The organism is Kaistia hirudinis (genome assembly GCF_014196455.1).
Lineage (GTDB): Bacteria > Pseudomonadota > Alphaproteobacteria > Rhizobiales > Kaistiaceae > Kaistia > Kaistia hirudinis.
In genome coordinates this window covers 497,760-521,468 of record NZ_JACIDS010000005.1, presented here as the reverse complement: position 1 = coordinate 521,468, position 23,709 = coordinate 497,760, and the positions used below count along the sequence as shown (strand labels likewise).

Genomic DNA, 23,709 nt, shown 5'->3' with positions numbered 1-23,709 from the left:
CCTCTATAGCACGCCGTTTATGGCGTTTTTGAACAGCACCTCATAGTCCTGCGCGGTCAGCGGCACGGGATTGCCGCCATTCGACGGGTCATGTTCAGCCATCTTCGCCGCCTCGGGCAGCACGTCCTCATCGACGCCGATTTCCTTCAGCGTGTGCGGAATGCCGAGTTCGGCGCGCAGCGCCAGCACCCAGTCGACGACGCTCGCCGCCGACTGGCCGGGCAGGTCCAGATAGCGGGCGAGCGCTGCGAGCTTCTCGTCGATGGCGGAAAGATTGTGCTTCAGCACATAGGGCATCACGACCGCATTGGTGAGGCCATGATGCGTGCCGCGCAGGCTGGAGCAGGGATGGCTCATCGCATGCATCGCGCCGAGGCCCTTCTGGAAGGCGACGGCGCCCATGGACGAGGCGATCAGCATGTAGGACCGTGCGTCGAGATTGCCGCCATCCTTGACCGCCACCGGCAGCCAGTCCTTGACCAGCCGCATGCCTTCGAGCGCGATGCCGGCCGAGAGCGGGTGGAAGAACGGGCTGCTCCAGGCTTCCAGCGAATGCGACAGCGCGTCCATGCCGGTCCATGCGGTGATCTTGGCGGGCAGGCCGACGGTCAGCTCGGGATCGGAGATGACGACCTTCGGCAGCATCAGCGGATGGAAGATGATCTTCTTGGTGTGGTCGCTCGGATCGGTGACCACGGTGGCGCGGCCAACTTCCGAGCCCGTGCCGGCGGTGGTGGGGACGGCGACGATCGGCGCGATGCCCTTCGCGTCGGCGCGGGTCCACCAGTCCTCGCGATCCTCGAAATCCCAGACCGGACGAGTCTGGCCGCTCATGAAGGCGATCGTCTTGCCGATATCCATGGCCGAGCCGCCGCCGAATGCGATGACGCCGTCATGGCCGCCGGCCTTATAGGCGGCAAGGCCGTCATCGAGATTGGCCAATGTCGGATTGCCGTCGACCTTGGAGAAGACCGCATAAGGCACGCCGGCCTTGTCGAGCACGGCGAGCGCCGTCGCGACCACCGGCAGGCCGGCAATGCCGGGATCGGTGACGAAAAGCGGCCTGGTGATGCCCGCCGTCTTCACCGCGCCGGCGAGATCGGCGATCCGTCCGGCGCCGAAGCGGATGGCGGTCGGATAGGACCAGTTCGCAGTCAGCGAGGCGTAGCGGTCGAGCATGATGGGTCCTCAAGTCTGATGTCGGCGTCTGCGGCCTGTCGGTTCGCTTGCCGTTTCCGGTTCATTCTCCGTCACCCCGGCGAAAGCCGGGGTCCATACAGCCGCCGAGCATCATCGTCTGCCGCTTCAGCTGCATGGATCCCGGCTTTCGCCGGGATGACGCCTTGATCGATTTCAGCGCCCCGCAAGAGACGCCGGGCTGGTTCAGCCCGTCTTCGTCCGCAGGTGGAACGCCTTCGGGCGGGTCAGGTGTTCGTAGCCGACGCGGGAGAGCGTCGCGCCGCGGCCCGTGCCCTTGACGCCGACCCAGGGCAGGGCGGGATCGAGGAAGTCGCAGCGGTTCATGTAGACCGTGCCGGTCTCGAGCTGGTCGCCGATGCGCTCGGCCGCGTCCACATCTTCGGTCCACAGTGCGCAGGTCAGGCCGAAATCGGAATCGTTCATGAGGCGGATCGCCTCCTCGTCGGAGGAGACCTTCATGATGCCGAAGGCCGGACCGAACGTCTCTTCGGTCATGAAGCGCATGGAATGATCGACATCGACCAGCACCTGCGGCGCGAGATATGCCGTGCCCTCGCGTGCCTCGGGGAAGTGCTTCGGATCGATCAGCGCCTTCGCGCCGGCGCGGATCGCCTCGTCGACCTGGTCCTTGACGAATTTCGCCGCGGAGGCGCGGACCAGCGGCCCGAGCGTCGTCGCCGGATCGGTCGGGCTGCCGAGCTTGTAGGCGTTCACGGTCGCGACCGCGCCCTCGACAAAGGCGTCATAGACCGCCTCGTGCACATAGACGCGTTCCATGCCGCAGCAGGACTGGCCGGAGTTGAAGAAGCCGCCATCGACGATGTTCTCGATCGCGAAGGGCAGGTTCGCATCGGCGCGGACATAGGCCGGGTCCTTGCCGCCGAGCTCCAGCGTGGTCGCCGGGAAGTTCGGCGCGCCGGCGACGGAAGCCATGATCGAGTGGCCGCCGGCGGTCGAGCCGGTGAAGCCGACCTGATCGACGAGGCCCGAGCGGATCGCCTTGTCGGTCGTCTCGTGGCTCATGTTCACATATTGGAACACGTCCTGCCAAAGGCCCGCCTTGGCGAAGGCGGCGGCGAAATGCTCGGCGACCAGCGCGGTCTGGCTGGAATGCTTCATGACGACGGTGTTGCCGGCCAGGATCGCCGGCAGCACGGCATTGAGCGCCGTCATATAGGGATAGTTCCATGCCGGCAGGTTCAGGCAGACGCCAAGCGGTTCGCGACGGATATAGCGCTTGAAGCCTTCCTTGGGGCCGACATCGATATCGGCCAGCGACTCCGGCGCGATCTCGATCATGTAGCGCGCGCGCTCCTCGAAGCCGCGCATCTCGCCATGGCCGTAGCGGATCGGCCGGCCCATCTGCCAGGCCAGCAGTTCCGCGACCTTGTCCTTCTCGGCGACCATGGCGTCGATGAAGGCGGTCGCGATTTTCTGCCGCTCGGCCATGGACGACGTCCGCCAGGCACGCTGCGCCGCCTTGGCGGCTTGGAGCACCTTGAGGACGTCGGCTTCGCTCGCCAGTGGCCGCTCGGCATAGAGCGAGCCATCGACGGGGGTGATTATCTTCAGGACGGGGGCGTTCATGTCGGTTTCCCGGAAGTGAGGATTGGGCGGCAGCTAGTACCGTTCGAACCCGCGCTGCAACTCCCAATCCGTGACGCGGCGGTCATATTCGAACTGTTCCCAGCGCGCCGTATGCACATAGTGATCGACGACGCTGTCGCCAAAGGCCGCGCGCAGCAGTTTCGACTTTTCGAGCGCCGTGGTCGCGTCGCGCAGCGTCTTCGGCACTTCGCGCAGTCGCTTGCCGACATAGGCGTCGCCGGCGAAGGCGGGCTCCAGCTCCAGCTTACGGTCGATGCCGTCGAGGCCGGCGGCGATCAGTGCGGCGAAGGCGAGATAGGGATTGAGGTCCGCGCCGCCGATGCGGCATTCGGTGCGGATCGACTTGCCATGGCCGACGACGCGGAAGCCGGCCGTGCGGTTGTCCATCGACCAGATCGCCTTGGTCGGCGCGAAGGTGCCGACCTGAAAGCGCTTGTAGGAATTGATGTAGGGCGCCAGGAAATAGGTGAATTCCTTGGCGCTCGTCAGATGTCCGGCGAGCCAGGACTTCATCGTCTCCGACATGCCGAGCGGGTCCTTCGGATCGGAGAACAGCGGCTTCTTGCCGGCCGCGTCCCAGAGCGAGGAATGGATGTGCGACGACGAGCCGGCGAGGTCGTAGCGCCATTTCGCCATGAAGGTCACGGCGCGGTTCTGGAGATGGGCGATCTCCTTGACGCCGTTCTTGAGGATCACATGGTGGTCGGCCGTCTCCAGCGCCTCGGCATAGCGGACATTGACCTCTTCCTGGCCGGGGCCCCATTCGCCCTTCGAATTCTCGACCGGGATGCCGGCGCCCATGAGGCCATTGCGGATCGCGCGCAGCAGCGGCTCGTTCTTGGTCGTCTGGAGGATGTGATAATCCTCGATATAATTGCCCATGGTCTTCAGATCGCGCCAGCGCTTGGCGTCGGCGGTCTCATAGGTCTCGTCGAAGACGTAGAATTCGAGCTCCGAGGCGAAGAAGGCGCTCATCTTGCGGTCGCTGAGCTTCTTCAGCTGCGCCTTCAGCATCGAGCGCGGGGCGTGCGGCAGATCCTCGCCGTGATGGTCGCAGACATCGGCGAGCATCAGCGCGGTTCCCTCGAGCCAGGGAATGCGGCGCAGCGTCGACGGATCGGGTTTCAGGACGAAATCGCCATAGCCCTTCTGCCAGCTCGCCGCCTCGTAGCCGGGCACCGGCTCCATGTCGATGTCGACGGTCAGAAGGTAGTTGCAGGCATGGGTTTCATGGACGGCGCTCTCGAGGAAGAAGGCGCCGGTGAAGCGCTTGCCGATCAGGCGGCCCTGCATATCGGGGAACGCGACGATGACCGTGTCGATCGTGCCGGCGTCGATTTCGGCCTCGAGTTCCTTGAGCGTCAGTTTTCCGGCCATCGGTGGATTCCTCGTTCGTTGGGGAAGGCACCGCACGCAGTCGCCGTTCCGTCATTGTCTTTCGGCCTTGGGCGCACCCAGGGCTCGCTGGGGTCGGCTCTTGGTGGCCGCTCGTCGGGAAGCCGTCCCGGCCATGCCGGGACGACTCTTGGTCAGGGCATTCAGCCGGTTTCGCCCACGGCCTTCTCGGCCGCAGCAATCGCCGCCTTGCGCTTGGCGATCACGTCGCCGATCGGCGGACCCTGGAAGCGGCGGTTCTCGAAGGCGAACCAGACGATGGCCGCGAGCACGAGGAAGCCGATCGTGATGTAGAGCGCCCAGTCGTTCGGCGGCTGGATGCCGATGACGAAGATCAGCACCATGGAGACGATGGAGAGGAGGGCGAAGAGCGAGAACAGGCCGCGCCCGACATTCCAGGGTCCCATGGTCGGCCACTTCTTCGTGCCATAGGCGAAGAGACCGAGCGCGATCGGGATCGCGAAGGAGAAGAACAGGAAGATGACCGTGCAAGAGACGACGATCGAATAGGCGGATGCCCCGGCGATCGTGATCTCGGAGGTGAACCAGACGAAGAGCACCGCGAGCACCGAACCCGTCCAGATCGCCGCCACCGGCGTGCGGAACTTCGGGCTGACCTTCGACAGCGCCTTGGAAGCCGGCAGGCCGCCATCACGCGAGAAGGCGAAGATCATGCGCGAGACCGAGGTCACCGTCGCAAGGCCGCAGAGGAATTGCGAAACGAAGATCGCGAGATAGAGGATGATCTTCACAGTCGGATTCACCTGGGCGTCCATTGCCCAGAAGAACACGTTCCAGCCCTGCTTGGCCGCGTCGTCCATGTTCGGGATCATGAGCACGAACGAGCACAGCATGATGTAGCCGAACACCGCCGACCACACGACGGACATCACCATGCCGCGCGGGACGTGATGGGCCGCCTTGACCGTCTCTTCCGAGGTGTGCGCCGACGCGTCGTAGCCGGTGATCGTATAGATCGGCAGCAGCAGGCCGAGCAGGAATACCCACCAGCCCGACACGGACGGCCAGACATTCCCGCCGGCTTCGCCCGAATAGTTGGAGAAGGTGAACAGGCGGCCGAAATCATACGACGGCGCCGCGATGAGGCAGACGATGGCGAGCACCAGCGCCGTGACGAAGATGAGATAGCCCGAGAAGTCGGTCAGCTTCGCCGTGAGACCGATGCCCATATGGTTGATCAACGCCTGCAGGCCGGTCAGGACGGCAAGGAAGATGACGCGATTGGTGATCGTGTCCTCCCAGCCGATCATCGGACCGAAGGCACCGAAGAAGAAATAATAGGTGCCGACATTGATCGCGCCGAGCACCGTGACGAGGCCGAGCAGGTTGAACCAGGCGGTGACCCAGCCGGTGAAGCGGTTGCCGAGGATCGAGCCCCAGTGATAGAGGCCGCCGGCCGTCGGATAGGCCGAGGCGATCTGCGCCATGGCCAGCGCGAAGACGCCGGAGATCAGGCAGCCGACCGGCCAGCCGATGCCGATCGCGGCGCCGCCGGCGCCCGAGGTCGCCTGGGCGAGCGAATTGATGCCGCCCGAGAGAATGCAGATGATCGAGAACGAGATCGCGAAGTTCGAGAAGCGGCTCATGCGCCGCTCGAGCTCCTGCGCATAGCCCATGGAGTGAAGGACGTGTATGTCCGCCTTCTTGTCCTTCTCGGTATAGCCGTCGACATTGCTCATTGACTTCTCCCGTCACAGGTCCCGATCGGGCCGGACCCCTGTCGCCGGCAGCCGATCCAGCCATGGCCCTCTGAAGTGCGGCACATGGCGCGGCCTTTGCCATGCGTCGCGTCCGTCTGCGGTCTTGCTGCCGTTCGATCGGACCCTTCGCGCCTCCCGGCGCTCAAGCTTTTCTGGTCTCTTCCGCGTCCCTCACGCTCGTGCGCGGCGCTGCTCCTTCAACTGATAGCCGAGGGTCTCAGCCGCTTCCGCGAGCGTGTTGCCGAGCCCCTCCACCCAGGCGCCGACGTCCCGCGGCGAGGCGAGGAGGTCGTTGCGGATCTCGATCATCACGTGCGGCAGACCGCGTTCGCGCCCGTGGCGCCGGATCGTGTAGTCGACATTGTCCTTCGGCGAATAGGGCTGGTTGTCGCCGACGACGAGGTCGCCGCCCTTGCCGAGGCTTGCGAGCATCGGCTCGACCAGCCGCCGGTCGTCGGTCGAAATGAGCCCGACATGCCAGGGCCGCGCCACGCCGCGATAGATCGGGGTGAACGAATGCACGGTGACGAGGATCGTCGGCCGTCCCTCGGCGAGGCGCCGGTTGAGCAGCTTGTCGACGGCGGCATGAAACGGCGCCCAGACCGCGGCGATCCGGCTCCGCCGGTCGTCCTCGGTCAGGCCGGTATTGCCGGGAATGGGCGTGTCTTCCGAACGGGGCGTGATCGCGTCGGGCAGATGCGGCTCGCGGTTGCAATCGATGACGAGGCGCGAATAGCGCTGCAGCACGGTCGCCGCGCCGAATCGCGCCGCGAGGCCGCGCGTGACGGGCGCCGCACCGGGGTCCCAGGCGATGTGGCGCTCGAACTGATCCGCCTCGAGGCCGAGATCGCCGAGGGCGACGGGGACGCGATTGGAGGCGTGCTCGCAGACGAAGACGAAGGGATCGGCCGATCCATCGGTCGATTCGGCGGCCGGCGGCTCGTCCGCGGACAGCAGCAAGCCGTCCTCCCGCGGAAAATGCGAACCGATCTCGCCGGAAGTCTGCGTCAAGAATGTGCCCGCCCGTTTTTCCGCCTGCCGATCCGGCCCGGCCATCCGGCAATCCGGATCCCCTATTGAAATGTACGTTACAGCAGCCGCAATATGCGTCAATTCTGAAATGAAGGCGTCAGTTGCCTTCGAACGCGGCAGAGGTGAGGGCGCATGACGCAGGAGGTTCAGCCCTCGCTGGCGGAACGATTGAAGCGCGAGCTCGGGCGCATGACGCCGAACGAGAAGCGCGCCGCCGTCCGCCTGCTCGCCGACTTCCCCATGGCCGGTCTCGATACGGCGGCTCGCTTCGGCGAGGCGGCCGGCGTCAGCGCGCCGACTGTCCTGCGCATGATCGCCAAGCTCGGCATCTCCAGCTATGGGGCATTCCAGGACGAGCTCAAGGCCGAGCTGGCGGCGCAGCGCGAGACCCCGCTCGCCAAGGGCGCCGGTCTCGGCGGGCGCATGCCGCGCGGCGATCCACTCTCGGATTTCGCCGCGGCGACGATCGACAATCTGCGGGCCACGTCGAGCAATGTGCCGCGCGACGAGTTCGCGGCCGTCGCGGCCATGCTGGCGGATGGCAGGCGGGCGGTGCATCTCCTCGGCGGACGCTTCACCGACGCGATCGCGGAATATGCAACCGTGCATCTGCGCGTGCTGCGCCCCGGCGTGCGCCACATCGCCGGCCAGCCCGCCGCCTGGCTCGACCAACTCCTCGATATCGAGAAGCGGGATGTCGTGCTGCTCTTCGACATACGCCGCTATTCGGACGATCTGCTCGCCTTCGCCGAGCGGGTGGCAGCGCGGGGTGCGATCGTCGTCCTCGTGACCGACCAGTGGCTCTCGCCGATCTCGCGCGTGGCCCGCCACGTGCTGCCGGCCCATGTCGCCGTGCCGTCGGTCTGGGATTCGAGCGCCGGCCTCCTGCTCGTCGTGGAGGCCTTGCTCGCCGAGGTCGCCAAGGCCGAGAACGGCGCCGGCACCAAGCGTCTCCAGGCGCTGGAAGCGATCCGCGGCGTGGAGGAATAGGCGCGCGGCCTATTCCGTCCGTTTCAGCGTCCCGAGGCCGAGATCGTCGAGGCTTTCGATGCGGACCGTTTCCGCCTTGCCGTCGGGACCGATGGCGAAGGTGACGGTCGAGCGGAAGGTCGGCATTTCGGCGGCTGGATACATCAGGAACGTGTCCCGCGCGAAGGGCGCGAGCGTAAAGCGGCGCTTGCCCTCGGGACCGAGCGCCAGCACGAGGCTGTCTCCCTCCTGGCTCACCGTCGCCGCACCGATATAGTCGTTCGCGTAGCGGGCGGCATAGGCTGTCAGCGCGAGCGGCGGCAAAGCGGGTTGCGGCGGGTGGGCGAAGCGCGCCTCCGAGGCCTTCACGGCCGGGTCGAACAGGCCCGAATAGGCGGCGTCCCAGTCCTTGATCCAGCCCTTCTCTATTCTGCCGTCGAGGGCGAGGTCGAAGAAGGAATCGGCGAGACCTTCGGGCAATCCGGTCGGGAAGGCGTTCGCCAGCACGACGATGCCGAGCTTCTCCTCCGGCAGGATGGTCACGAGGGTGCGGGCGCCTGTGCTGAACGCGCCGGCATGACCCCAGCTGAGCCCGTGACGGCCATATTCGATATTCCAGCCGAGGCCGTAGAAGGACTGTGCTCCGGTGACCGGGTTCTTGCCGCGGTCCATGAGGGGCTGGTGGGTTGCGGCCAGCGCATCCTCGGCGATGAACTGTTCGCCGCCCACACGGCCATTGTTGATCTCGAGCTTCAGCCAGGTGGCGAGGTCGTGCGCCGTCGAGCTGACGCCGCCGGCCGGAGCCTGGGCGTCGGGCAGGCGCTTGACCGCGGCGGTCCACTGGCCGTCGATCTTCACGTGAAGCTCAGAGCGGTCCTCGTGCTTGAGGAAATCCGCATAGCGCGAACTGGTCGCGCTCATGCCGAGCGGGCGATAGAGCGTTTCTTCCGCGAGGTCCGGCCAGGCGATGCCGAGCGATTTGGCGACCGCGACCGCGCCCTCGGTGAGGCCGAAATTCGAATAGGAGTAATGCGAGCGGAACTCGTCGAGCGGCACGAGGCGGAGGCGATGCAGGATCTCGGCCTGGTCATAGCCGAGGTCTTCGAGTTCGTTGCCGGCGAGGCCGGGGAGGCCGCTTCGGTGATTGAACAGGTCCTCGACCGTCAGCACCGAGGTCGGATAGGCGTCGGCCAAGCGGAACGCTGGATCGAGATCGGCGATCTTCGAGTCCCAGGCGACGCGCTTCTGACCGACGATGGCTGCGACGACGGTGGCCGAGATCGGCTTCGAGAACGACGCCAGCTGGAACACGGTGTCGGGACCGACCGCTCCGGCCTTGCCCGCCTCGCGCACGCCGAAGCCCTTCACAAACAGGACGTCGTCGCCCTGCACGACGGCGATGGCGAGACCGGGGACGTCACCGCGCGCGACAGCGGCCCGTGCCATATCCTCGAGCTTCGGCAATGCCGCCAGGACCTTGTCGCGCGCGACCGGTTCGGCGAGCGCCGCCGCGGGGGCCGCGAGCAGGGTGGCTGCGATCAGACCGCCAGCGATCCGATTCCGGGATCCGTGTGTGGACATGCGACCGTCTCCTCCCGTTCGATGCCGGCCCATACAACAGGACAAACCTTCCGCCGCCAAGTCGCGCTGCTGGCGGATCACTCCAGCGCGTCGCGCCACGCGGCGGCGTAGGTCGAAAGATCGATCGAGAGCGGTTCGATCGGCGCGCCGTCGGGCAGGCCGGGGCCGGCGCCTTCGGGACCGTCGGCGAGCAGCGCGGCGCCCTCGGTCGTGCCGGTCGCGTCTGTCCGCGCGATGACCGGGCGGTCGACGAGACGCGCGAGCGCGGCGAGGAAGATCGGGTTTCGCGACAGCGGCCCCTCGACGACGATCGGGCCGGCCGCACTGGTCAGTTCGAGGCAGGTCGTCGCCACGAGTGCGCAATAGAGGCTCGCGCCCGCCGCGCGCTCTCCAGGCGACAGCGCCGCCGGATCGCTCGACCAGTGGCCGTCGAGATAGGCATAGGGACCGGTGCCGGGCGCGAAGGAGGGGAGCGCCATCACGCCGCTGCGCACCACACGCTCGACGTCGTCGAGGCTCGGCGCGGTCTTGTCGCCATCGGTCAGCCGCTCATATTCGCGGCCCGCCATGAAGCGCGCCGACGGCACGGGCCGCCCGAGCGCATCGACATTGGCGAGGCAGTCGCGGGCCGGATCGAGATTGGCGATCTCGCCGCCGACGGCGAAGAGGATGAGCCAGGTGCCCGTCGACAGCACGGCGAAGGGGGCACGGCGGCGCAAGATGTGCGGCAGCAGGCTCGCATTGCTGTCATGGATGCCGGCGACGACGCGGCAGCCCACCGGCAGTCCGGTCTTCTTGGCGAGCGCCGGGCGGATCGTCCCCGCCGTGTCCCAGGGATGCACGACGGGCGGAATGCGCTTCGCCCAGCCGCGATCCTCGGCGAGGCGCGAAAAGGTGCCGGCTTCGGGATTCCAGAGATCGGTGTGGCATCCGAGCGACGTCGGCTCGGCGGCGAGCGCGCCGGAGAGGCGCCAGACCCAGTATTGCGGATAGAGCAGGATGGCCGTCGCGCGGCCGAAGGCCGAGGGAAAGGTCTCCTCGAGCCAATAGAGCTGACGGCCGACATTCAGCCCGCCCGGCAGGTCCGGCGAAAGCGTCTCCCAGAAGGCACCGCGCAGCGGGCGGTAGGCCTCGGAGATCGAATCCGGCCCGCCATATTCATAGTCGAGCACGGGCAGCAGCAGGCCGTCATCGTTCAGGATGGCGCAGGCGGCGCCATGCGTGGTCGTCGAGATGCAGCCGATCTCGGCCTGCGCCGCATATTCCGTCAGGCCCGAGACGATGAAGCTCCAGAGCCCGTCGGTATCGAAATGCGGATAGAGCCCGTCGCGCCGGACCTCGTTCGGCATGGTGCGCAGCGCGACGATGGTGCGCGTCTCGCTGTCGACCAGAGCGAGCTTCGCATTGGTCTTGCCGATGTCGAGGACGACCGTGGCGGCCGGGCGGGTAGAGGCGGACATTGGGGATACGCTCCGGCGGAAAAAGAAGACGCGGGCCACGCCTTATCGCATGACCCGCGTCCCCATCGATAGCCGCTCCGTCGATCAGAAGTCGAACTGGCCGATATTGCTCTTGTCGAACACGAAGGGCGAGCCGAGCAGGATCTCGGAGCCGTTCACGACCTTGAGCTCGCCGAGCTTGCCGGCCTTCACCGAGGTGGCGCCCGGCTTCAGCGTGCCGTCAGCCGTCGCGCGGAGAACCTGCATCGCGGCATAGCCGAGGTCGACGGGGTTCCACAGGACCACCGACTTGACGCAGTCCTTCTCGACATAGGGCTTCATCGCGTTCGGCGTCGCGAGGCCGACAATGGCGATCTTGCCGCACTGGTTGGCCTGGGTGACCGCTTCGGCGGCGGCCGGCGTCGCGACGGAGGTCATGCCGAAGATGCCCTTCAGCTGATCGCCATACTTGTTGATCAGCGTCGAAGCCTGGTTGAACGACAGGACGTTGTCTTCCTGCGCCTCGACCGTCTCGAGCCACTTCATGTTCGGGTGGCACTTGGCGGCATAGGCGGCCATCTCGGCGATCCAGCGCGCCTGGTTCGGCGTGGTGAAGGTCGAGGTGACGATGGCGAAGGACGCGTCCTCGCCGGCTTCCTTGGCCATGGAGTCGATCAGCGACTTGGCGATGCCGTTGAACTCGGCCTGGTTCACGAACCACTGCCGCGCGTCCGGCGTCGCATTGGCGTCATAGCCGACGACATTGATGCCGGCCGCGAGCGCCTTCTTCAGCACCGGCGCGATGGCGACGGGATCGTTGGCGGCGAACAGGATGCCGTCGACGCCCGAGGTGATGTAGTTGTCGATGAAGGTGATCTGCTCGTCGATATTGGCCTTGGTCGGGCCGTCCGTCTTGGCGTCGACATTGCCGAGCTCGGTGGCCGCTTCCTGGATGCCCTTGGTCGTGGCGGCGAAATAGCCGACGCCGATCAGCTTCGGAATGTCGACGACGGTGATCTTCTTGCCGGCGCGATCCGGCGCATTGGTCGGGACGCCGCCATCATAATCCTTGGACACCACGGCGCCCGGCGTGCCATCGCACGCGAGCGGATTGGTGGGCAGCTCGTCGCCGCCGGTCCAGGTCGACTGGGCGAGGGCAGCGCCGCTGACGAGGCCGAAACAGGCCGCCAGCAACAGGGTCTTCTTCAACATTGCCGTTCTCCTCCTGAATGCTCGCCCCCGCGGCTCCTCCCGAGGGGGATCTTTCGGCTGGTCCGGTCGGCAGGCCGCCGGGCCTTTCTCTAGTTTCAGCCGTCGCCGTTGCGGCTGAAGAGGTTGCTCGCGAGGATCGCGAGGATGAGGACGAGGCCGATCACGACGATCGTGCCGTCGCCCTTGACGCCGGAAAGGGCGAGCCCGTTCTTCAGCGCCTGGACGAGCACGAGGCCGACCACGGTGCCGATGATGGTGCCGCGCCCGCCGAAGATCGACGTGCCGCCGAGCACCACCGCCGTGATCACGTCGAGTTCGACGCCCGTGCCCATGTCGGAGCGCGTCGTCGAGACGCGCGAGACGAAGATGACGGCCGCGAGCCCCGAGACGAGGCCGGCGGCCGTGTAGATGAGAAGCTTGGTGCGATCGACATCGATGCCGGAGAAGCGCGCCGCCGTCTCGTTGGCGCCGACCGCATAGGTCGCGCGGCCGAAGGTGGTGTAGGTCAGCACGAGGCCGGCGACGATCGCGAGCGCGATGAAAATCCACAGCTGCGTCGGCACGCCGAGCACCTCGCCCTGACCGAGGACGAAGAACCAGTCCGGATAGCCGCGGACCGACCGCGCCTGGCTGATGCCCTCGGCGAAGCCGCGATAGAGCGCGAGCGTCGCAAGCGTGGCGATCAGCGGCGGCACCTTGAAGCGCGTGATGATCAGGCCGTTGACGAGGCCGCATGCGGCGCCGACGACGATGGCGAGCACCATGGCGATCGGCAGCGGGATGCCGAGATTGTGCCAGAACACCCCGAGCAGGATCGCGCAGAGGCCGAGGATCGAGCCGACCGAAAGGTCGATGCCGCCCGTGATGATCACGAAGGTCATCGGCAGGGCGATCAGCCCGACCTCGGTCATCAGGCGGCCCTGGTTGAGCAGGTTGGGCACCGTGAAGAACCGGTCGGACTGCTGCGCCAGCACGAACAGCACGAGGACGAGGAGGATCGCGAGGATCGTCTCGTGGCGGAGGAAGGATTTCACGGTCGTTGAAAGCGGAACGTCTGACATGATCACGAAATCCTGTGGCGGCGGGCCATGTCGGCGAGCACGGTGGCGAGGATCAGCAGACCCTGGACCGAGCGCAGCCAGTAGGCGGAGACGTTCAGGAAGATCAGCGACGAGCCGATCGCGGCGAAGAGGATGGCGGCGAGCGTCGACCCGATGACCGTGCCCGTGCCGCCGAGGATCGAGACGCCGCCAACGACCGAGGCGGTGATGATCGTCAGTTCGAGGTTCGGCGGAACCGTCGACTGGATCACCTGCAATTGCGTCGCGAACAGCACTGCCGCGATGCCGGCGAACATGCCGTGGATCGCGAAGATCGAGACCGTGGTCGCCTCGACACGAATGCCCGCGACGCGCGCCGCCTCGGGATTGCCGCCGACGGCATAGATCGAGCGGCCGAAGGCGGTGGAGCGCATCCAGATCGCGGCGGCGATGGTGAGGATCGCCATGAACCAGACGGGGGAGGGGACGCCGAGCAGGCGGAACTGCGCGATCAGATAGTCCGGCGGCAGATTGGTGATCCAGGCGCCGCCGGTCGCGCTGATGAGCCCGCCCTTGAGGATCGACAGCATGCCGAGCGTGACGACGATCGAGGGAATGCGGACATAGGCGACGAGAACGCCGATGATCGAGGTGATCGCCATGCCGACGACGATCGGCACGAGCCAGGCAATCCAGACCGGGTAGCCCGCGACGGCGAGCGTGCCGGAGATGGTGGCGAGCACGCCGATCAGCGAACCGACCGAGACGTCGATATGGCCGGAGATGATCACCATCGACATGCCGATCGCGGCAACCGCGATATAGGCGTTGCCGACGAAGATCGAGGTGAGGTTGGTCTGGCTCGTGAAGCGCGGCGCGATGGTGCCGACCACGGCGAAGAGCAGAACGATGGCGGCCAGGATGATGAGTTCCTGGCCATAGGCGGAGGCGATCCGCGAGAAGGCGCCCGTGGATGCCGCGCGGCGCGGGCTCGCTGCTTCGAAGCTCATGCCGCGTGCTCCCCACCGGTCGCGCCCGCATGCGTCATGGCCCCGCCGATGACGTCGGGCGTCGCCTCGGCACGGTCGTAGATCCCGACCATGCGGCCGCCATTCATCACCAGCACGCGGTCGCTCATGCCCAACACCTCCGGCAGTTCGCTCGAGATCATGATGACGGCGAGGCCTTCGCCGGCCAGTCGGCTCATCAACGCGTGGATCTCCGACTTGGCGCCCACGTCGATGCCGCGGGTCGGCTCGTCCATGATCAGCACCTTCGGCTCGGTCGCGATCCACTTGGCCAGCACGACCTTCTGCTGGTTGCCGCCCGAAAGCTGGCGCGCCGGCTGTTCAGGCCCGCGCGCGCGGATGCCGAAACGGACGATCGCATCCTTCGCCATCGCCAGTTCGCGGGCGCGGTCGATGATCGAGCCCTTGGAAATGCGGTCCAGGAGGGCGAGCGAGACGTTCTCGCGGATCGTCTGCGGCTTGATCAGCCCCTGGAGGCCGCGATCCTCCGGCACATAGGCGATGCCGATGTCGCGCGCCTGCTGCGGGCTGCGGATCGTGACCGGCGTGCCGTTCAGCAGGATCTCGCCCGAGGTGGCCGGCGTGATGCCGAAGATCGTCAGGGCGAGTTCGGTGCGACCCGAACCGACGAGGCCGGCAATGCCGAGGATTTCGCCGGCGCGCAGCGTGAACGAGATGTCGCGCACGTCCTCGCCATGCGAGACATTCCTCAGCTCCAGCACCGGCTCGCCGATCGGCACCTCGACCTTGGGGAAGAGCTGGTCGATCGAACGACCGACCATCATCGAGACGAGGGTGGCGTGGTCGACCTCGTCGATGGGGCGCGTACCGATCTTGGCGCCGTCACGCAGCACCGTCACGCGGTCGGCGAGGGCGAAGATCTCCGGCATGCGGTGCGAGATGTAGATGATCGCGACGCCGCGCGCCTTCAGCCGGCGGACCACGTCGAGCAGGCGGCGGACATCCGCTTCGGCGAGCGAGGCCGTCGGCTCGTCCATGATCAGCAGCTTCGCGTCCATCGAGAGCGCCTTGGCGATCTCGACGCGCTGGCGGTTCGCGACCGAGAGCGAGCCGACGCGGGAATCGATGTCGAGATCGTGGCTGTCGAGGTCGTTCAGCAATTCGCGGGCGCGGCGGCGCAGCGTGCCCCAGTCGATCCGGCCGAAGCGGGTGCGCGGCGCATGGCCGAGGAAGATGTTCTCGGCGACGGTCAGGTCCGGGAACAGCAGGAGTTCCTGATAGACGGTGGCGATGCCGGCATCGCGAGCATCGCGCGGCGCCGAGAAGGCGACCTGGCGTCCGCGCACGGTGACGGTTCCGCCTTCATCGGGGCGGTGAAAGCCGGAGATGATCTTGATCAGCGTCGACTTGCCGGCGCCGTTCTCCCCAAGCAGCGCGTGGACTTCGCCCGGCCGGACGTCGAAATCGACATCCTTCAGCACCTTGATGCCGGAGAAGGTCTTCGACACCCCGCTGAGGCGGATGAAGGGTTCGGCAGCCTCGGTCATTCCTGCTCCTCCGATGACGGGCCGGAAAGCGGCTCCGCCTGCACCTCGGCCACGATCAGCCGCACGCCCGCCTCGGTGACCATCTTGGCGTCACGGGGGGAGATCCCGCTGTCCGTGACGATGACGTCGAGGCGGTCGAGCGGGCACAGGATGAGGGCCGAACGGCGCGCGAATTTCGAGGAATCGACCAGAAGCACGAGCTCGTCCGCCTGGTTGATCAGCTTCTGCTCGGCCTGGATCAGCAGCGGGTCGCCTTCCATCACGCCGTGGCGGCCGACGCCCTGCGCGCCGAGGAACATGCGCCGCGCATAGAAATTGCGCGTCACGTCATTGTCGAAGGGCGAGAGGATCAGGCTCTGCTCGCGATAGACGGCGCCGCCCGGCAGGACGATCGTGTTGCGTGACCGGCCGACGAGCTCCTCGGCGATCGCGAAGGAATTGGTCAGGATCTGCATGCGCCGGCTGGCGAGGCCCGCGACCATCTGGAAGGTCGTGGTGCCGCCATTGATGATGATGGAATCGCCGTCTTCGCAGAGATCCACGGCCGCCTGTGCGATGGCGCGCTTCTCGGCCGCGTTCATCTCCTCGCTCGCCGAGAAATGACGCCCGCCTATGCCGACGAGCTGCGGCGGGTGCAGCGCCTCGGCCCCGCCGCGGACCTTCTTGAGCTTGCCCTCGACATGCAGCGCATTGATGTCGCGCCGGATCGTCGCCTCCGAGGCCCCCGTCAGCTCGACAAGCTGGGCCACGGTCACGACCGGACGGTCCGCGACCTCGCCCAGGATCAGGCGCTGGCGTTCAATCTCGTGCATGTGTCCTCCCAGACCGAGCGATCATGCGCACTGCAATGTAAGTGTCAATCATAATCGATCAAATTCAGCTATTTTGCGCCGCAGCAGAGCTTTCATGATCGTATTGCGCTGCAATATGACTAAATATGATCGCTCATGATTGACAATTACGGTCGAGACTGACAGATCATAGCGTCGACGAAGCGTCCGGCCCTCGGGTCGGGGCGCTAACCGGCCTGCGCGTCGGCGGCGGCGTGGCGGGCGCCCTTTCCAAGCGGACCTCCTCGCATGACATCCCCCGTTTCCAAGACCCTTCTCGACAATCGCTGGGACGACGCCAGGGCGGCGGGCATGAGCGAGCCGGAGCTGCTGCTCTATCGCTCGAACCTGCTCGGCTCGGACAAGCGGATCACCAATTTCGGCGGCGGCAACACCTCCGCCAAGGTCGTCGAGAAGGACCCGCTTTCGGGCGAGGACGTCACGGTTCTCTGGGTCAAGGGCTCCGGTGGCGATGTCGGCTCGATGAAGCTCGACGGCTTTGCGACGCTGTATCAGTCGAAGCTCGACGCGCTCCAGGGCATCTATCGCGGCCTCGAATTCGAGGACGAGATGGTTGGCTATCTGCCGCACTGCACCTTCAACCTGAACCCGCGCGCCGCCTCGATCGACACGCCGCTGCACGCCTATGTTCCCTACAGGCATGTCGACCACATGCATCCCGACGCGGTCATCGCGATCGCGGCGACGCCCAATTCGAAGGAACTGACCAAGCTCATCTATGGCGACGAGATCGGCTGGCTGCCTTGGAAGCGGCCGGGCTTCGAACTCGGCCTGTGGCTGTCGAAATTCGCCCGGGAGAACCCAAAGGCGAAGGGCGTCGTGCTGGAGAGCCATGGCCTATTCACCTGGGCCGACACGGCGAAGGATTGCTATGAGCTGACGCTCGCGATCATCAACAAGGCGATCGCCTGGTTCGACAAGGAGACGGTCGGCAAGGCTCCCTTTGGCGGCGCAGTGGCGAGCGCACTCGATCCCGAGAAGCGCCGCGCCGTCGCGGCCGCGCTGATGCCCGAGATCCGGGGTCGCATCGGCAAGACGGAATCGAAGGTCGGCCATTTCGACGACCAGGATGCGGTGCTCGAATTCGTCAACGCGGCGGAGCTCAAGCCGCTCGCGGCGCTCGGCACGTCGTGCCCGGATCACTTCCTGCGTACCAAGATCCGCCCGCTCGTGCTCGATTATGATCCGGCGCGCGATAATCTCGACGAGGTCATCGCCGGCCTCGACGCGGCGATCGAGGCCTATCGGGCCGATTACGCGGCCTATTACGAGCGCTGCAAGCGGGCGAACAGCCCGGCGATGCGCGATCCGAACGCGGTCGTCTATCTGGTGCCGGGCGTCGGCATGATCACCTTCGCCCGCGACAAGGCGACGGCGCGCATATCGGGCGAGTTCTACGTCAACGCGATCAATGTGATGCGCGGTGCCTCGTCGGTGTCGACCTATGTCGGCCTGCCCGAGCAAGAAGCGTTCGACATCGAATACTGGCTGCTCGAAGAGGCGAAGCTGCAGCGCATGCCGAAGCCGAAGAGCCTCGCCGGCCGCATCGCCTTCATCACGGGCGGCGCCGGCGGCATCGGTTCGGCGACGGCCGTGCGCTATCTGCAGGAGGGCGCAGTGGTCGTCCTCGCCGATATCGACCAGGGCTCGCTCGACGCGCGCGTCGAGGAACTCGGCAAGCGCTTCGGCAAGGACAATGTCCGCGGCGTGATCGCCAATGTCACCAGCGAGGCGCAGACGATCGAGGCCTTCCGCAAGACGCTGGTCGAATATGGCGGTCTCGACATTCTCGTCTCGAATGCCGGCATATCCTCCGCCGCACCGTTCGAGGACACGACGCTGGAAGTGTGGGATCGCAACATCTCGATCCTCGCCACCGGCTATTTCCTCGTCTCGCGCGAGGCCTATCGCATCCTGAAGAAGCAGAAGCTCGGCGGCGCGATCGTCTTCATCGCCTCGAAGAACGGCCTCGCCGCCTCGGCCGGCGCCTCGGCCTATGGCGCGGCGAAGGCGGCGGAGATCCATCTCGCCCGCTGCCTCGCGCTCGAAGGTGCGCCGTTCGGCATCCGCGTCAATACGATCAATCCGGATGCCGTCCTGCGCGGCTCCAAGATCTGGCAGGGCGAATGGCGCTCGCAGCGGGCCCAGTCGAACCGGATCGGCGAAGATGATCTCGAGGAATTCTACCGCAAGCGCTCGCTGCTGCAGCGCTCGGTGTTTCCCGAGGACATCGCCGAGGCGGCCTATTTCCTGGCTTCCGATCTCTCGGCCAAGTCGACCGGCAACATCATCAATGTCGACGCCGGCAACGCGGTGAGCTTCACACGGTAAGACATGCCGTTTCCGTCATGGCCGGGCTAATCCGGCATCCGTTCGGCCGCGCTTCATGCCGGCCGAACCGGAGCCTGCCCGGGCGGGATGGCGGAGGCGGAAACCAACAATCGGGGAGGACCAACCCATGAGCGCACTTCCGATCTCGGCCGAGCTCGTCACCGAGCAGAACGGCATCGAGGCGGCGGCTCTCGCCAATGACTATTCGCATCTCGGCGAGCAGCTCGACCGCCGTGGCATCGACATCGACGCGATCACCAGGAAGGTCGCGGCGTTCCATGTCGCGATTCCGTCCTGGGGCGTGGGCACCGGTGGTACGCGCTTCGCCCGCTTCGCCGGGCCCGGCGAGCCGCGCGGCATCTTCGAGAAGCTCGACGACTGCGCCGTGATCCAGCAATTGACGCGCGCGACGCCGACCGTCTCGCTGCACAATCCCTGGGACAAGGCCGATCCGAAGGAACTGAAGGCCAAGGGCGACGCGCTCGGCCTGGGCTTCGACGCGATGAACTCGAACACCTTCTCGGACGCGAAGGACCAGAAGCACTCCTATAAGTTCGGTTCGCTCTCGCACACCGACGCGGCCGTCCGCCAGCAGGCGATCGAGCACAACATCGAGACGATCGAGATCGGCAAAGTGCTGGGCTCGAAGGCGCTGACCGTGTGGATCGGCGACGGCTCGAACTTCCCCGGCCAGTCCAACTTCACGCGCGCCTTCGAGCGCTATCTCGACTCGATGAAGGCGGTGTATGCGGCGCTGCCCGACGATTGGCGGATCTTCTCCGAGCACAAGCTCTACGAGCCGGCCTTCTATTCGACCGTGGTGCAGGACTGGGGCACCAACTACCTGATCGCGCAGGAACTCGGCCCCAAGGCCTTCGCGCTGGTCGACCTCGGCCATCACGCGCCGAACGTCAATATCGAGATGATCGTCGCGCGGCTGATCCAGTTCGAAAAGCTCGCCGGCTTCCATTTCAACGATTCGAAATATGGCGACGACGATCTCGATTCGGGCTCGATCAATCCGTTCCAGCTGTTCCTCGTCTTCAACGAGCTGGTCGATGCCGAGCATCGCAAGGCTCCGAGCTTCAATCCGGCCTATATGATCGACCAGTCGCACAATGTGACCGATCCGATCGAGAGCCTCATGGCGAGCGCGATCGAGATCCTGCGCGCCTATACGCAGGCGCTGCTCGTCGATCGCAAGGCGCTGGAATCCTATCAGGATTCCAATGATGCGCTCATGGCGAACCAGACGCTGAAGCGCGCCTTCACGACGGATGTCGGCCCGATCCTCGCCAAGGCCCGTCTCGTCAAGGGCGGCGCCATCGACCCGATCGGAACCTATCGCGCCTCGGGCTATCGCCAGCGCGTCACGGCCGAGCGCCCGTCGAGCGGCGGCAGTTCGAGCGGTATTGTTTGAGGGTTCAGGAGAGTCTGGAACCGGATCGCCGTAAGCGGAATTGTCGCTTTGGCGGCAACGTGACGGCCGTCACACTATGACGACCGGACCCATGTTGCCCACTTCTCGCTCCGCCACGGAACGGATAATGTTGCTGCGGGCTTGCTGCGGGGTATCGTGTGGCAGGTGTCGTGGTTGACTGCCGCTCCGGTGTTTCCGGTCGCGTCCATCATGAGGCTTCGTGCCGTTAAGGCTGTGTGTGGCGGTTAGCTCGGGGCGCCGCCGACAGGAGGTTTGAGAATGAAGAAGTTTACGACTCTCGCAACGCTCGTTCTGCTCGGCGCCGTGGCTGCCGGCTGCTCGCCGACGACGGGTTCGCGCACGGGTGACGGCGCGGTGCTCGGTGCCGCCGCTGGCGGCGCCATCGGCGGCCTGGCGACCGGAACCTGGGGTGGCGCGGCCATCGGCGCCGGCCTCGGTGCCGTGACCGGCGCGATCATCGCCGATGCGACGGGCAAGTGCTACTGGGTCGACAAGAACGGCGTGAAGCACTACGTCGCCTGCCGCTAAGGCGCCCAATATTTCCTACGGAACGGCCGGGCTTTGCCCGGCCGTTTTCGTTTCAAACGCTCTTCATGGCGACCGCGGCATCGGCGCATGGGAACCGGATGCCTCTTCGCGGCTTTTCCTCAGCGGGCTTCGCCCGGGTCAAGGCGCCGGGGCTTCGGCCAGAGGAGAACAATCCCATGAAGAAATCTGCGCTTGTCGTTTCTGTCGCGCTTGCGGGTGCTGTGCTGGCGGGCTGCACCACCGGTTCGCGGACCGGCGACGGTGCCGTGATCGGTGGCGTCACCGGCGCGGCGATCGGCGGTGCGGCGACACAGAGCTGGGGCGGAGCGGCCGTTGGCGCCGGCGTCGGCGCCGTGACCGGCGCCATCATCGCCGACGCGACGTCGAATCGCTGCTACTGGGTCGATCGCTACGGTCGCCGGCACTACGTCTCCTGCCGCTGAGCGGCGGATGATCGACGTTTGAGCGCGGTCTCGAAGGGCCGGATGTCATGTCCGGCCCTGATCGCCGTCAGGGCGCGAGGCTCAGGAACCGGCTCGGGTGAACGTTCACGACGTTCGCCTGCCAGCCCTTGAGGTTTGGCGCGACCAGCGAGAGCGAGGCATAGCCGAGCAGGGGCATGAAGGGCTGGTCGCGCGCGATGACCGTCTCGGCATCGGCGATCTGCTTCAGGCGAAGGGCGGGATCGAGCTCCATCTCCGCATCCTGCACGATCTCGTCATAGCCGGCATTGGCGTAGCGGGCATAATTGAAGCGCTTGTTGCCGCTGAGCAGCAGCGTCAGCATGTCGACCGCATCCGGCTCGTCGAGAATCCAGCCGGCGCGGGCGACATCGAAATCGCCGCCGTCACGCAGGCGCTGGTAGTGGTCGGAATTGCTTTCCGTCACGATCTTGGCCTCGACGCCGATGTCCTTCCACTGTTCGGCGATCAGCTTCGCGGTCTGTTCATGGGCGGTGCCGGTGCCGACACGGATCGTCAGGTTGAGCGGCTTGGCGCCGGGCTTCTTCGGATCGAAACCGGCCTCGGCGAGAAGGGCCGATGCCTTCTGGCGGCGCTCGGCGATCGGAGCGACGGGTGCTTGCGGCCGGGCGGAGAGGTCGCGCGGGACAAGGCTTTCGGCCGGCACCATGCCGCCCGACCAGGCCTCGGAGGCAAGGGCCTCGCGATCGATCGCCATGGAGAGAGCGCGGCGCACGCGCGGATCGTCGAACGGCTTCTTGGCCGTGTTGAAGGCATAGAAATAGGTGCCTTCATAGGGCGCGACCTGGAGCGCGGGCCCGACTTCGGCGCGCAGCTTGCCGAGGTCGCCCGTCGGCACATCCGAGCACACCATCACCGCCTTGGCCTCGAAGGCCGCAAGGCAATCCTCGGCCTCGGCGAAGGGACGATAGACGACCGTGTCGGCCGCCACGCCATCGGCCGCGTGGAACTTCGGGTTCTTCAGCAGCGTATAGCCATCCTTGCGGTCGACGGCGCCGATCCGGTAGGCGCCGTTCGAGACGACCTTGCCGGTCGTGCCGAAATCGGCGCCGAGCTTCTTGATCGACGCGACGAAGACGGGAAGCGCGACGGGCTGCGCCAGCCGCAGTTCGAAAGTAGGGGTCGGCTGCTCCAGCGTGATCTCGAGCGTCAGCGGATCGAGCGCCTTGACGCCGAGCGTCTCGGGCTTGGCGAGGCCCTGCTTGATCAGGATCGCGCCGCGGATGACCTGCAGCGGGCCATCCTCGGTCGCGCCGGTCGCCGGATCGAACAGGCGGCGGAAGGAAGCGACGAAATCGGCCGCCTTCAGCGCCTCGCCATTCGACCAGATGCCGTCCTCGCGCAGCTTGAACGTATAGACCAGACCGTCCGGCGAGATCGTCCAGCTCTCGGCCGCGCCGGGGACGAGGCGCCCGAGCGCATCGACCGTCACGAGGCCGTCGAACATGTCGACCAGAATGGCCGCTTCCTCGGCGGTCGAAGCCTTCTGCGGATCGAGCGTCTCCACCTTGCCGGTAAAGCCGCGCTGGATCGTCACGTCAGCCGCCGCCTCGCTGGCGGGGAGCAGGACCGCGAGGGCGCCGGCGAGCGCGGTGGCTGCCGCAAGGATCGATCTGGCCCGGCGCGCGCCGCGCGCAGAGCGCGATGGAAGCTGCATTCGCTGTTTCTCCGATTCCGCTCTCGACTTCGAGGCATAAGCCCGACTTTCGATCGGTTCTCAAGCGCGTCCGCGCGCCGCTGTGACCGGCGTCACGACACGCTATCGTGATCGCGTGCACCGCCCCGGCGCCTCACGCGGGGCGGGCCTCGGCCATGGTGATGATGCTGGCGCCGATCGCCGTCGCGAGCGCCTTGGGATCGACGGCGAACACCGCATTCGGTGTTCCCGCGGCGGCCCAGACGGCCGGAAAAGCGAGAAGGTCCTGGTCGACCCAGGTGGCGATCGGCGTCGCGTGACCGAGCGGCGGGATGCCGCCGATGGCGAAGCCGGTGGTTTCGCGCACGAAAGCGGCGTTGGGGCGTTCGATCGCCGCGCCGACGGCCGCGCCGACATGCGCCTCATCGACGCGGTTGGCGCCCGAAACGAGCAGCAGCACCGGCCGGTGACCGTCGCGCGTGCGGAATACCAGCGATTTCACGATTGCGCCGACGGGACAGCCGCAAGCGGCCGCAGCCTCTTCCGCTGTGCGGGTCGACTCGGGCATAGTGCGAATCGTCACGGATAAGCCGAAGGATTCGGCGGCATCGCGCACGCGCGCTGTGGGTCCAGTGATCCCGGTCATGATCGGCCTGTGTATCCTCGTCGTTTCGGCGGATGAGAGGGTGCGCCGATCCGCCAAATTT

The 23,709-nt window shown here is 66.3% G+C and carries 19 protein-coding genes; 5 read left to right on the top strand and 14 right to left on the bottom strand.

Annotated features, from left to right (window positions below; genetic code table 11):
• Positions 1 to 3 precede the first annotated feature (3 nt).
• The 5 genes from GGR25_RS21035 to GGR25_RS21015 all read right to left on the bottom strand — a co-directional run bounded on the left by GGR25_RS21035 (position 4) and on the right by GGR25_RS21015 (position 6,935).
• Entirely contained in the window at positions 4 to 1,179 is a 1,176-nt protein-coding gene (locus GGR25_RS21035) for an iron-containing alcohol dehydrogenase (RefSeq protein WP_183400828.1), read from the bottom strand.
• A gap of 204 nt (positions 1,180 to 1,383) precedes the next feature.
• A complete protein-coding gene (locus GGR25_RS21030) occupies positions 1,384 to 2,787 on the bottom strand; it encodes an aldehyde dehydrogenase family protein (RefSeq protein WP_183400827.1) in 1,404 nt (467 codons plus the stop codon).
• Between the two features lie 33 nt (positions 2,788 to 2,820).
• The gene (locus tag GGR25_RS21025) at positions 2,821 to 4,185 is read right to left on the bottom strand and encodes a glutamine synthetase family protein (protein ID WP_183400826.1); all 1,365 of its coding nucleotides are present in this window, start codon (positions 4,183 to 4,185) and stop codon (positions 2,821 to 2,823) included.
• Positions 4,186 to 4,346: 161 nt separating this feature from the next.
• A complete protein-coding gene (locus GGR25_RS21020; RefSeq protein WP_183400825.1) occupies positions 4,347 to 5,903 on the bottom strand; it encodes an amino acid permease in 1,557 nt (518 codons plus the stop codon).
• Between the two features lie 192 nt (positions 5,904 to 6,095).
• On the bottom strand, positions 6,096 to 6,935 hold the full coding sequence (locus GGR25_RS21015; RefSeq protein WP_183400824.1) for an N-formylglutamate amidohydrolase: 840 nt from the start codon (positions 6,933 to 6,935) through the stop codon (positions 6,096 to 6,098).
• Positions 6,936 to 7,088: 153 nt separating this feature from the next.
• Here GGR25_RS21015 and GGR25_RS21010 point away from each other — a divergent pair, with 153 nt between their 5' ends.
• Positions 7,089 to 7,946 carry a MurR/RpiR family transcriptional regulator gene (locus GGR25_RS21010; protein WP_183400823.1) on the top strand — a complete coding sequence of 286 codons (858 nt, stop codon included), beginning with the start codon at positions 7,089 to 7,091 and terminating at the stop codon, positions 7,944 to 7,946.
• Positions 7,947 to 7,955: 9 nt separating this feature from the next.
• Here GGR25_RS21010 and GGR25_RS21005 read toward each other — a convergent pair whose 3' ends face one another.
• The 7 genes from GGR25_RS21005 to GGR25_RS20975 form a co-directional block, all read right to left on the bottom strand.
• A complete protein-coding gene (locus GGR25_RS21005) occupies positions 7,956 to 9,506 on the bottom strand; it encodes a serine hydrolase (protein ID WP_183400822.1) in 1,551 nt (516 codons plus the stop codon).
• Between the two features lie 77 nt (positions 9,507 to 9,583).
• Positions 9,584 to 10,966, bottom strand: coding sequence for an FGGY-family carbohydrate kinase (locus GGR25_RS21000; RefSeq protein WP_183400821.1), 1,383 nt, complete (start codon positions 10,964 to 10,966; stop codon positions 9,584 to 9,586).
• Positions 10,967 to 11,050: 84 nt separating this feature from the next.
• Entirely contained in the window at positions 11,051 to 12,154 is a 1,104-nt protein-coding gene (locus GGR25_RS20995; RefSeq protein ID WP_380146553.1) for an autoinducer 2 ABC transporter substrate-binding protein, read from the bottom strand.
• 98 nt (positions 12,155 to 12,252) lie between these two features.
• Positions 12,253 to 13,218 carry an ABC transporter permease gene (locus GGR25_RS20990; RefSeq protein ID WP_183400819.1) on the bottom strand — a complete coding sequence of 322 codons (966 nt, stop codon included), beginning with the start codon at positions 13,216 to 13,218 and terminating at the stop codon, positions 12,253 to 12,255.
• 2 nt (positions 13,219 to 13,220) lie between these two features.
• A complete protein-coding gene (locus tag GGR25_RS20985; protein ID WP_183400818.1) occupies positions 13,221 to 14,207 on the bottom strand; it encodes an ABC transporter permease in 987 nt (328 codons plus the stop codon).
• Positions 14,204 to 15,733 (bottom strand): sugar ABC transporter ATP-binding protein, encoded by a 1,530-nt coding sequence (locus GGR25_RS20980; RefSeq protein WP_183400817.1) that lies wholly within the window; start codon positions 15,731 to 15,733, stop codon positions 14,204 to 14,206. Before GGR25_RS20980 ends, GGR25_RS20985 begins: the two co-directional genes overlap by 4 nt.
• Positions 15,730 to 16,545 carry a DeoR/GlpR family DNA-binding transcription regulator gene (locus GGR25_RS20975; RefSeq protein ID WP_183400816.1) on the bottom strand — a complete coding sequence of 272 codons (816 nt, stop codon included), beginning with the start codon at positions 16,543 to 16,545 and terminating at the stop codon, positions 15,730 to 15,732. Before GGR25_RS20975 ends, GGR25_RS20980 begins: the two co-directional genes overlap by 4 nt.
• Before the next feature lie 267 nt (positions 16,546 to 16,812).
• Here GGR25_RS20975 and GGR25_RS20970 point away from each other — a divergent pair, with 267 nt between their 5' ends.
• From GGR25_RS20970 to GGR25_RS20955, 4 genes are all read left to right on the top strand, one after another.
• Complete coding sequence (locus GGR25_RS20970; protein WP_183400815.1) at positions 16,813 to 18,915, top strand: bifunctional rhamnulose-1-phosphate aldolase/short-chain dehydrogenase; 2,103 nt, start codon at positions 16,813 to 16,815, stop codon at positions 18,913 to 18,915.
• A gap of 127 nt (positions 18,916 to 19,042) precedes the next feature.
• Complete coding sequence (gene rhaI, locus GGR25_RS20965) at positions 19,043 to 20,335, top strand: L-rhamnose catabolism isomerase (protein WP_183400814.1); 1,293 nt, start codon at positions 19,043 to 19,045, stop codon at positions 20,333 to 20,335.
• Between the two features lie 279 nt (positions 20,336 to 20,614).
• Positions 20,615 to 20,884 (top strand): glycine zipper domain-containing protein, encoded by a 270-nt coding sequence (locus GGR25_RS20960; RefSeq protein ID WP_183400813.1) that lies wholly within the window; start codon positions 20,615 to 20,617, stop codon positions 20,882 to 20,884.
• A gap of 176 nt (positions 20,885 to 21,060) precedes the next feature.
• Positions 21,061 to 21,327, top strand: a complete 267-nt coding sequence (locus GGR25_RS20955; protein ID WP_183400812.1) for a glycine zipper domain-containing protein — start codon at positions 21,061 to 21,063, stop codon at positions 21,325 to 21,327.
• A gap of 67 nt (positions 21,328 to 21,394) precedes the next feature.
• Here the strand turns inward: GGR25_RS20955 and GGR25_RS20950 are convergent, their stop codons facing one another.
• Both GGR25_RS20950 and GGR25_RS20945 read right to left on the bottom strand, forming a co-directional pair.
• Positions 21,395 to 23,023, bottom strand: a complete 1,629-nt coding sequence (locus GGR25_RS20950; RefSeq protein ID WP_183400811.1) for a peptide ABC transporter substrate-binding protein — start codon at positions 23,021 to 23,023, stop codon at positions 21,395 to 21,397.
• Positions 23,024 to 23,156: 133 nt separating this feature from the next.
• Positions 23,157 to 23,570 carry a YbaK/EbsC family protein gene (locus GGR25_RS20945; RefSeq protein WP_246410081.1) on the bottom strand — a complete coding sequence of 138 codons (414 nt, stop codon included), beginning with the start codon at positions 23,568 to 23,570 and terminating at the stop codon, positions 23,157 to 23,159.
• Positions 23,571 to 23,709 lie beyond the last annotated feature (139 nt).

Coding starts and splice junctions, on each gene's coding strand:
- GGR25_RS21035 (WP_183400828.1), bottom strand. CDS start 1,179: ATGCTCGACCGCTACGCCTCGCTGACTGCGAACTGGTCCTATCCGACC.
- GGR25_RS21030 (WP_183400827.1), bottom strand. CDS start 2,787: ATGAACGCCCCCGTCCTGAAGATAATCACCCCCGTCGATGGCTCGCTC.
- GGR25_RS21025 (WP_183400826.1), bottom strand. CDS start 4,185: ATGGCCGGAAAACTGACGCTCAAGGAACTCGAGGCCGAAATCGACGCC.
- GGR25_RS21020 (WP_183400825.1), bottom strand. CDS start 5,903: ATGAGCAATGTCGACGGCTATACCGAGAAGGACAAGAAGGCGGACATA.
- GGR25_RS21010 (WP_183400823.1), top strand. CDS start 7,089: ATGACGCAGGAGGTTCAGCCCTCGCTGGCGGAACGATTGAAGCGCGAG.
- GGR25_RS21005 (WP_183400822.1), bottom strand. CDS start 9,506: ATGTCCACACACGGATCCCGGAATCGGATCGCTGGCGGTCTGATCGCA.
- GGR25_RS21000 (WP_183400821.1), bottom strand. CDS start 10,966: ATGTCCGCCTCTACCCGCCCGGCCGCCACGGTCGTCCTCGACATCGGC.
- GGR25_RS20990 (WP_183400819.1), bottom strand. CDS start 13,218: ATGTCAGACGTTCCGCTTTCAACGACCGTGAAATCCTTCCTCCGCCAC.
- GGR25_RS20985 (WP_183400818.1), bottom strand. CDS start 14,207: ATGAGCTTCGAAGCAGCGAGCCCGCGCCGCGCGGCATCCACGGGCGCC.
- GGR25_RS20980 (WP_183400817.1), bottom strand. CDS start 15,733: ATGACCGAGGCTGCCGAACCCTTCATCCGCCTCAGCGGGGTGTCGAAG.
- GGR25_RS20975 (WP_183400816.1), bottom strand. CDS start 16,545: ATGCACGAGATTGAACGCCAGCGCCTGATCCTGGGCGAGGTCGCGGAC.
- GGR25_RS20970 (WP_183400815.1), top strand. CDS start 16,813: ATGACATCCCCCGTTTCCAAGACCCTTCTCGACAATCGCTGGGACGAC.
- rhaI (WP_183400814.1), top strand. CDS start 19,043: ATGAGCGCACTTCCGATCTCGGCCGAGCTCGTCACCGAGCAGAACGGC.
- GGR25_RS20960 (WP_183400813.1), top strand. CDS start 20,615: ATGAAGAAGTTTACGACTCTCGCAACGCTCGTTCTGCTCGGCGCCGTG.
- GGR25_RS20955 (WP_183400812.1), top strand. CDS start 21,061: ATGAAGAAATCTGCGCTTGTCGTTTCTGTCGCGCTTGCGGGTGCTGTG.
- GGR25_RS20950 (WP_183400811.1), bottom strand. CDS start 23,023: ATGCAGCTTCCATCGCGCTCTGCGCGCGGCGCGCGCCGGGCCAGATCG.
- GGR25_RS20945 (WP_246410081.1), bottom strand. CDS start 23,570: ATGCCCGAGTCGACCCGCACAGCGGAAGAGGCTGCGGCCGCTTGCGGC.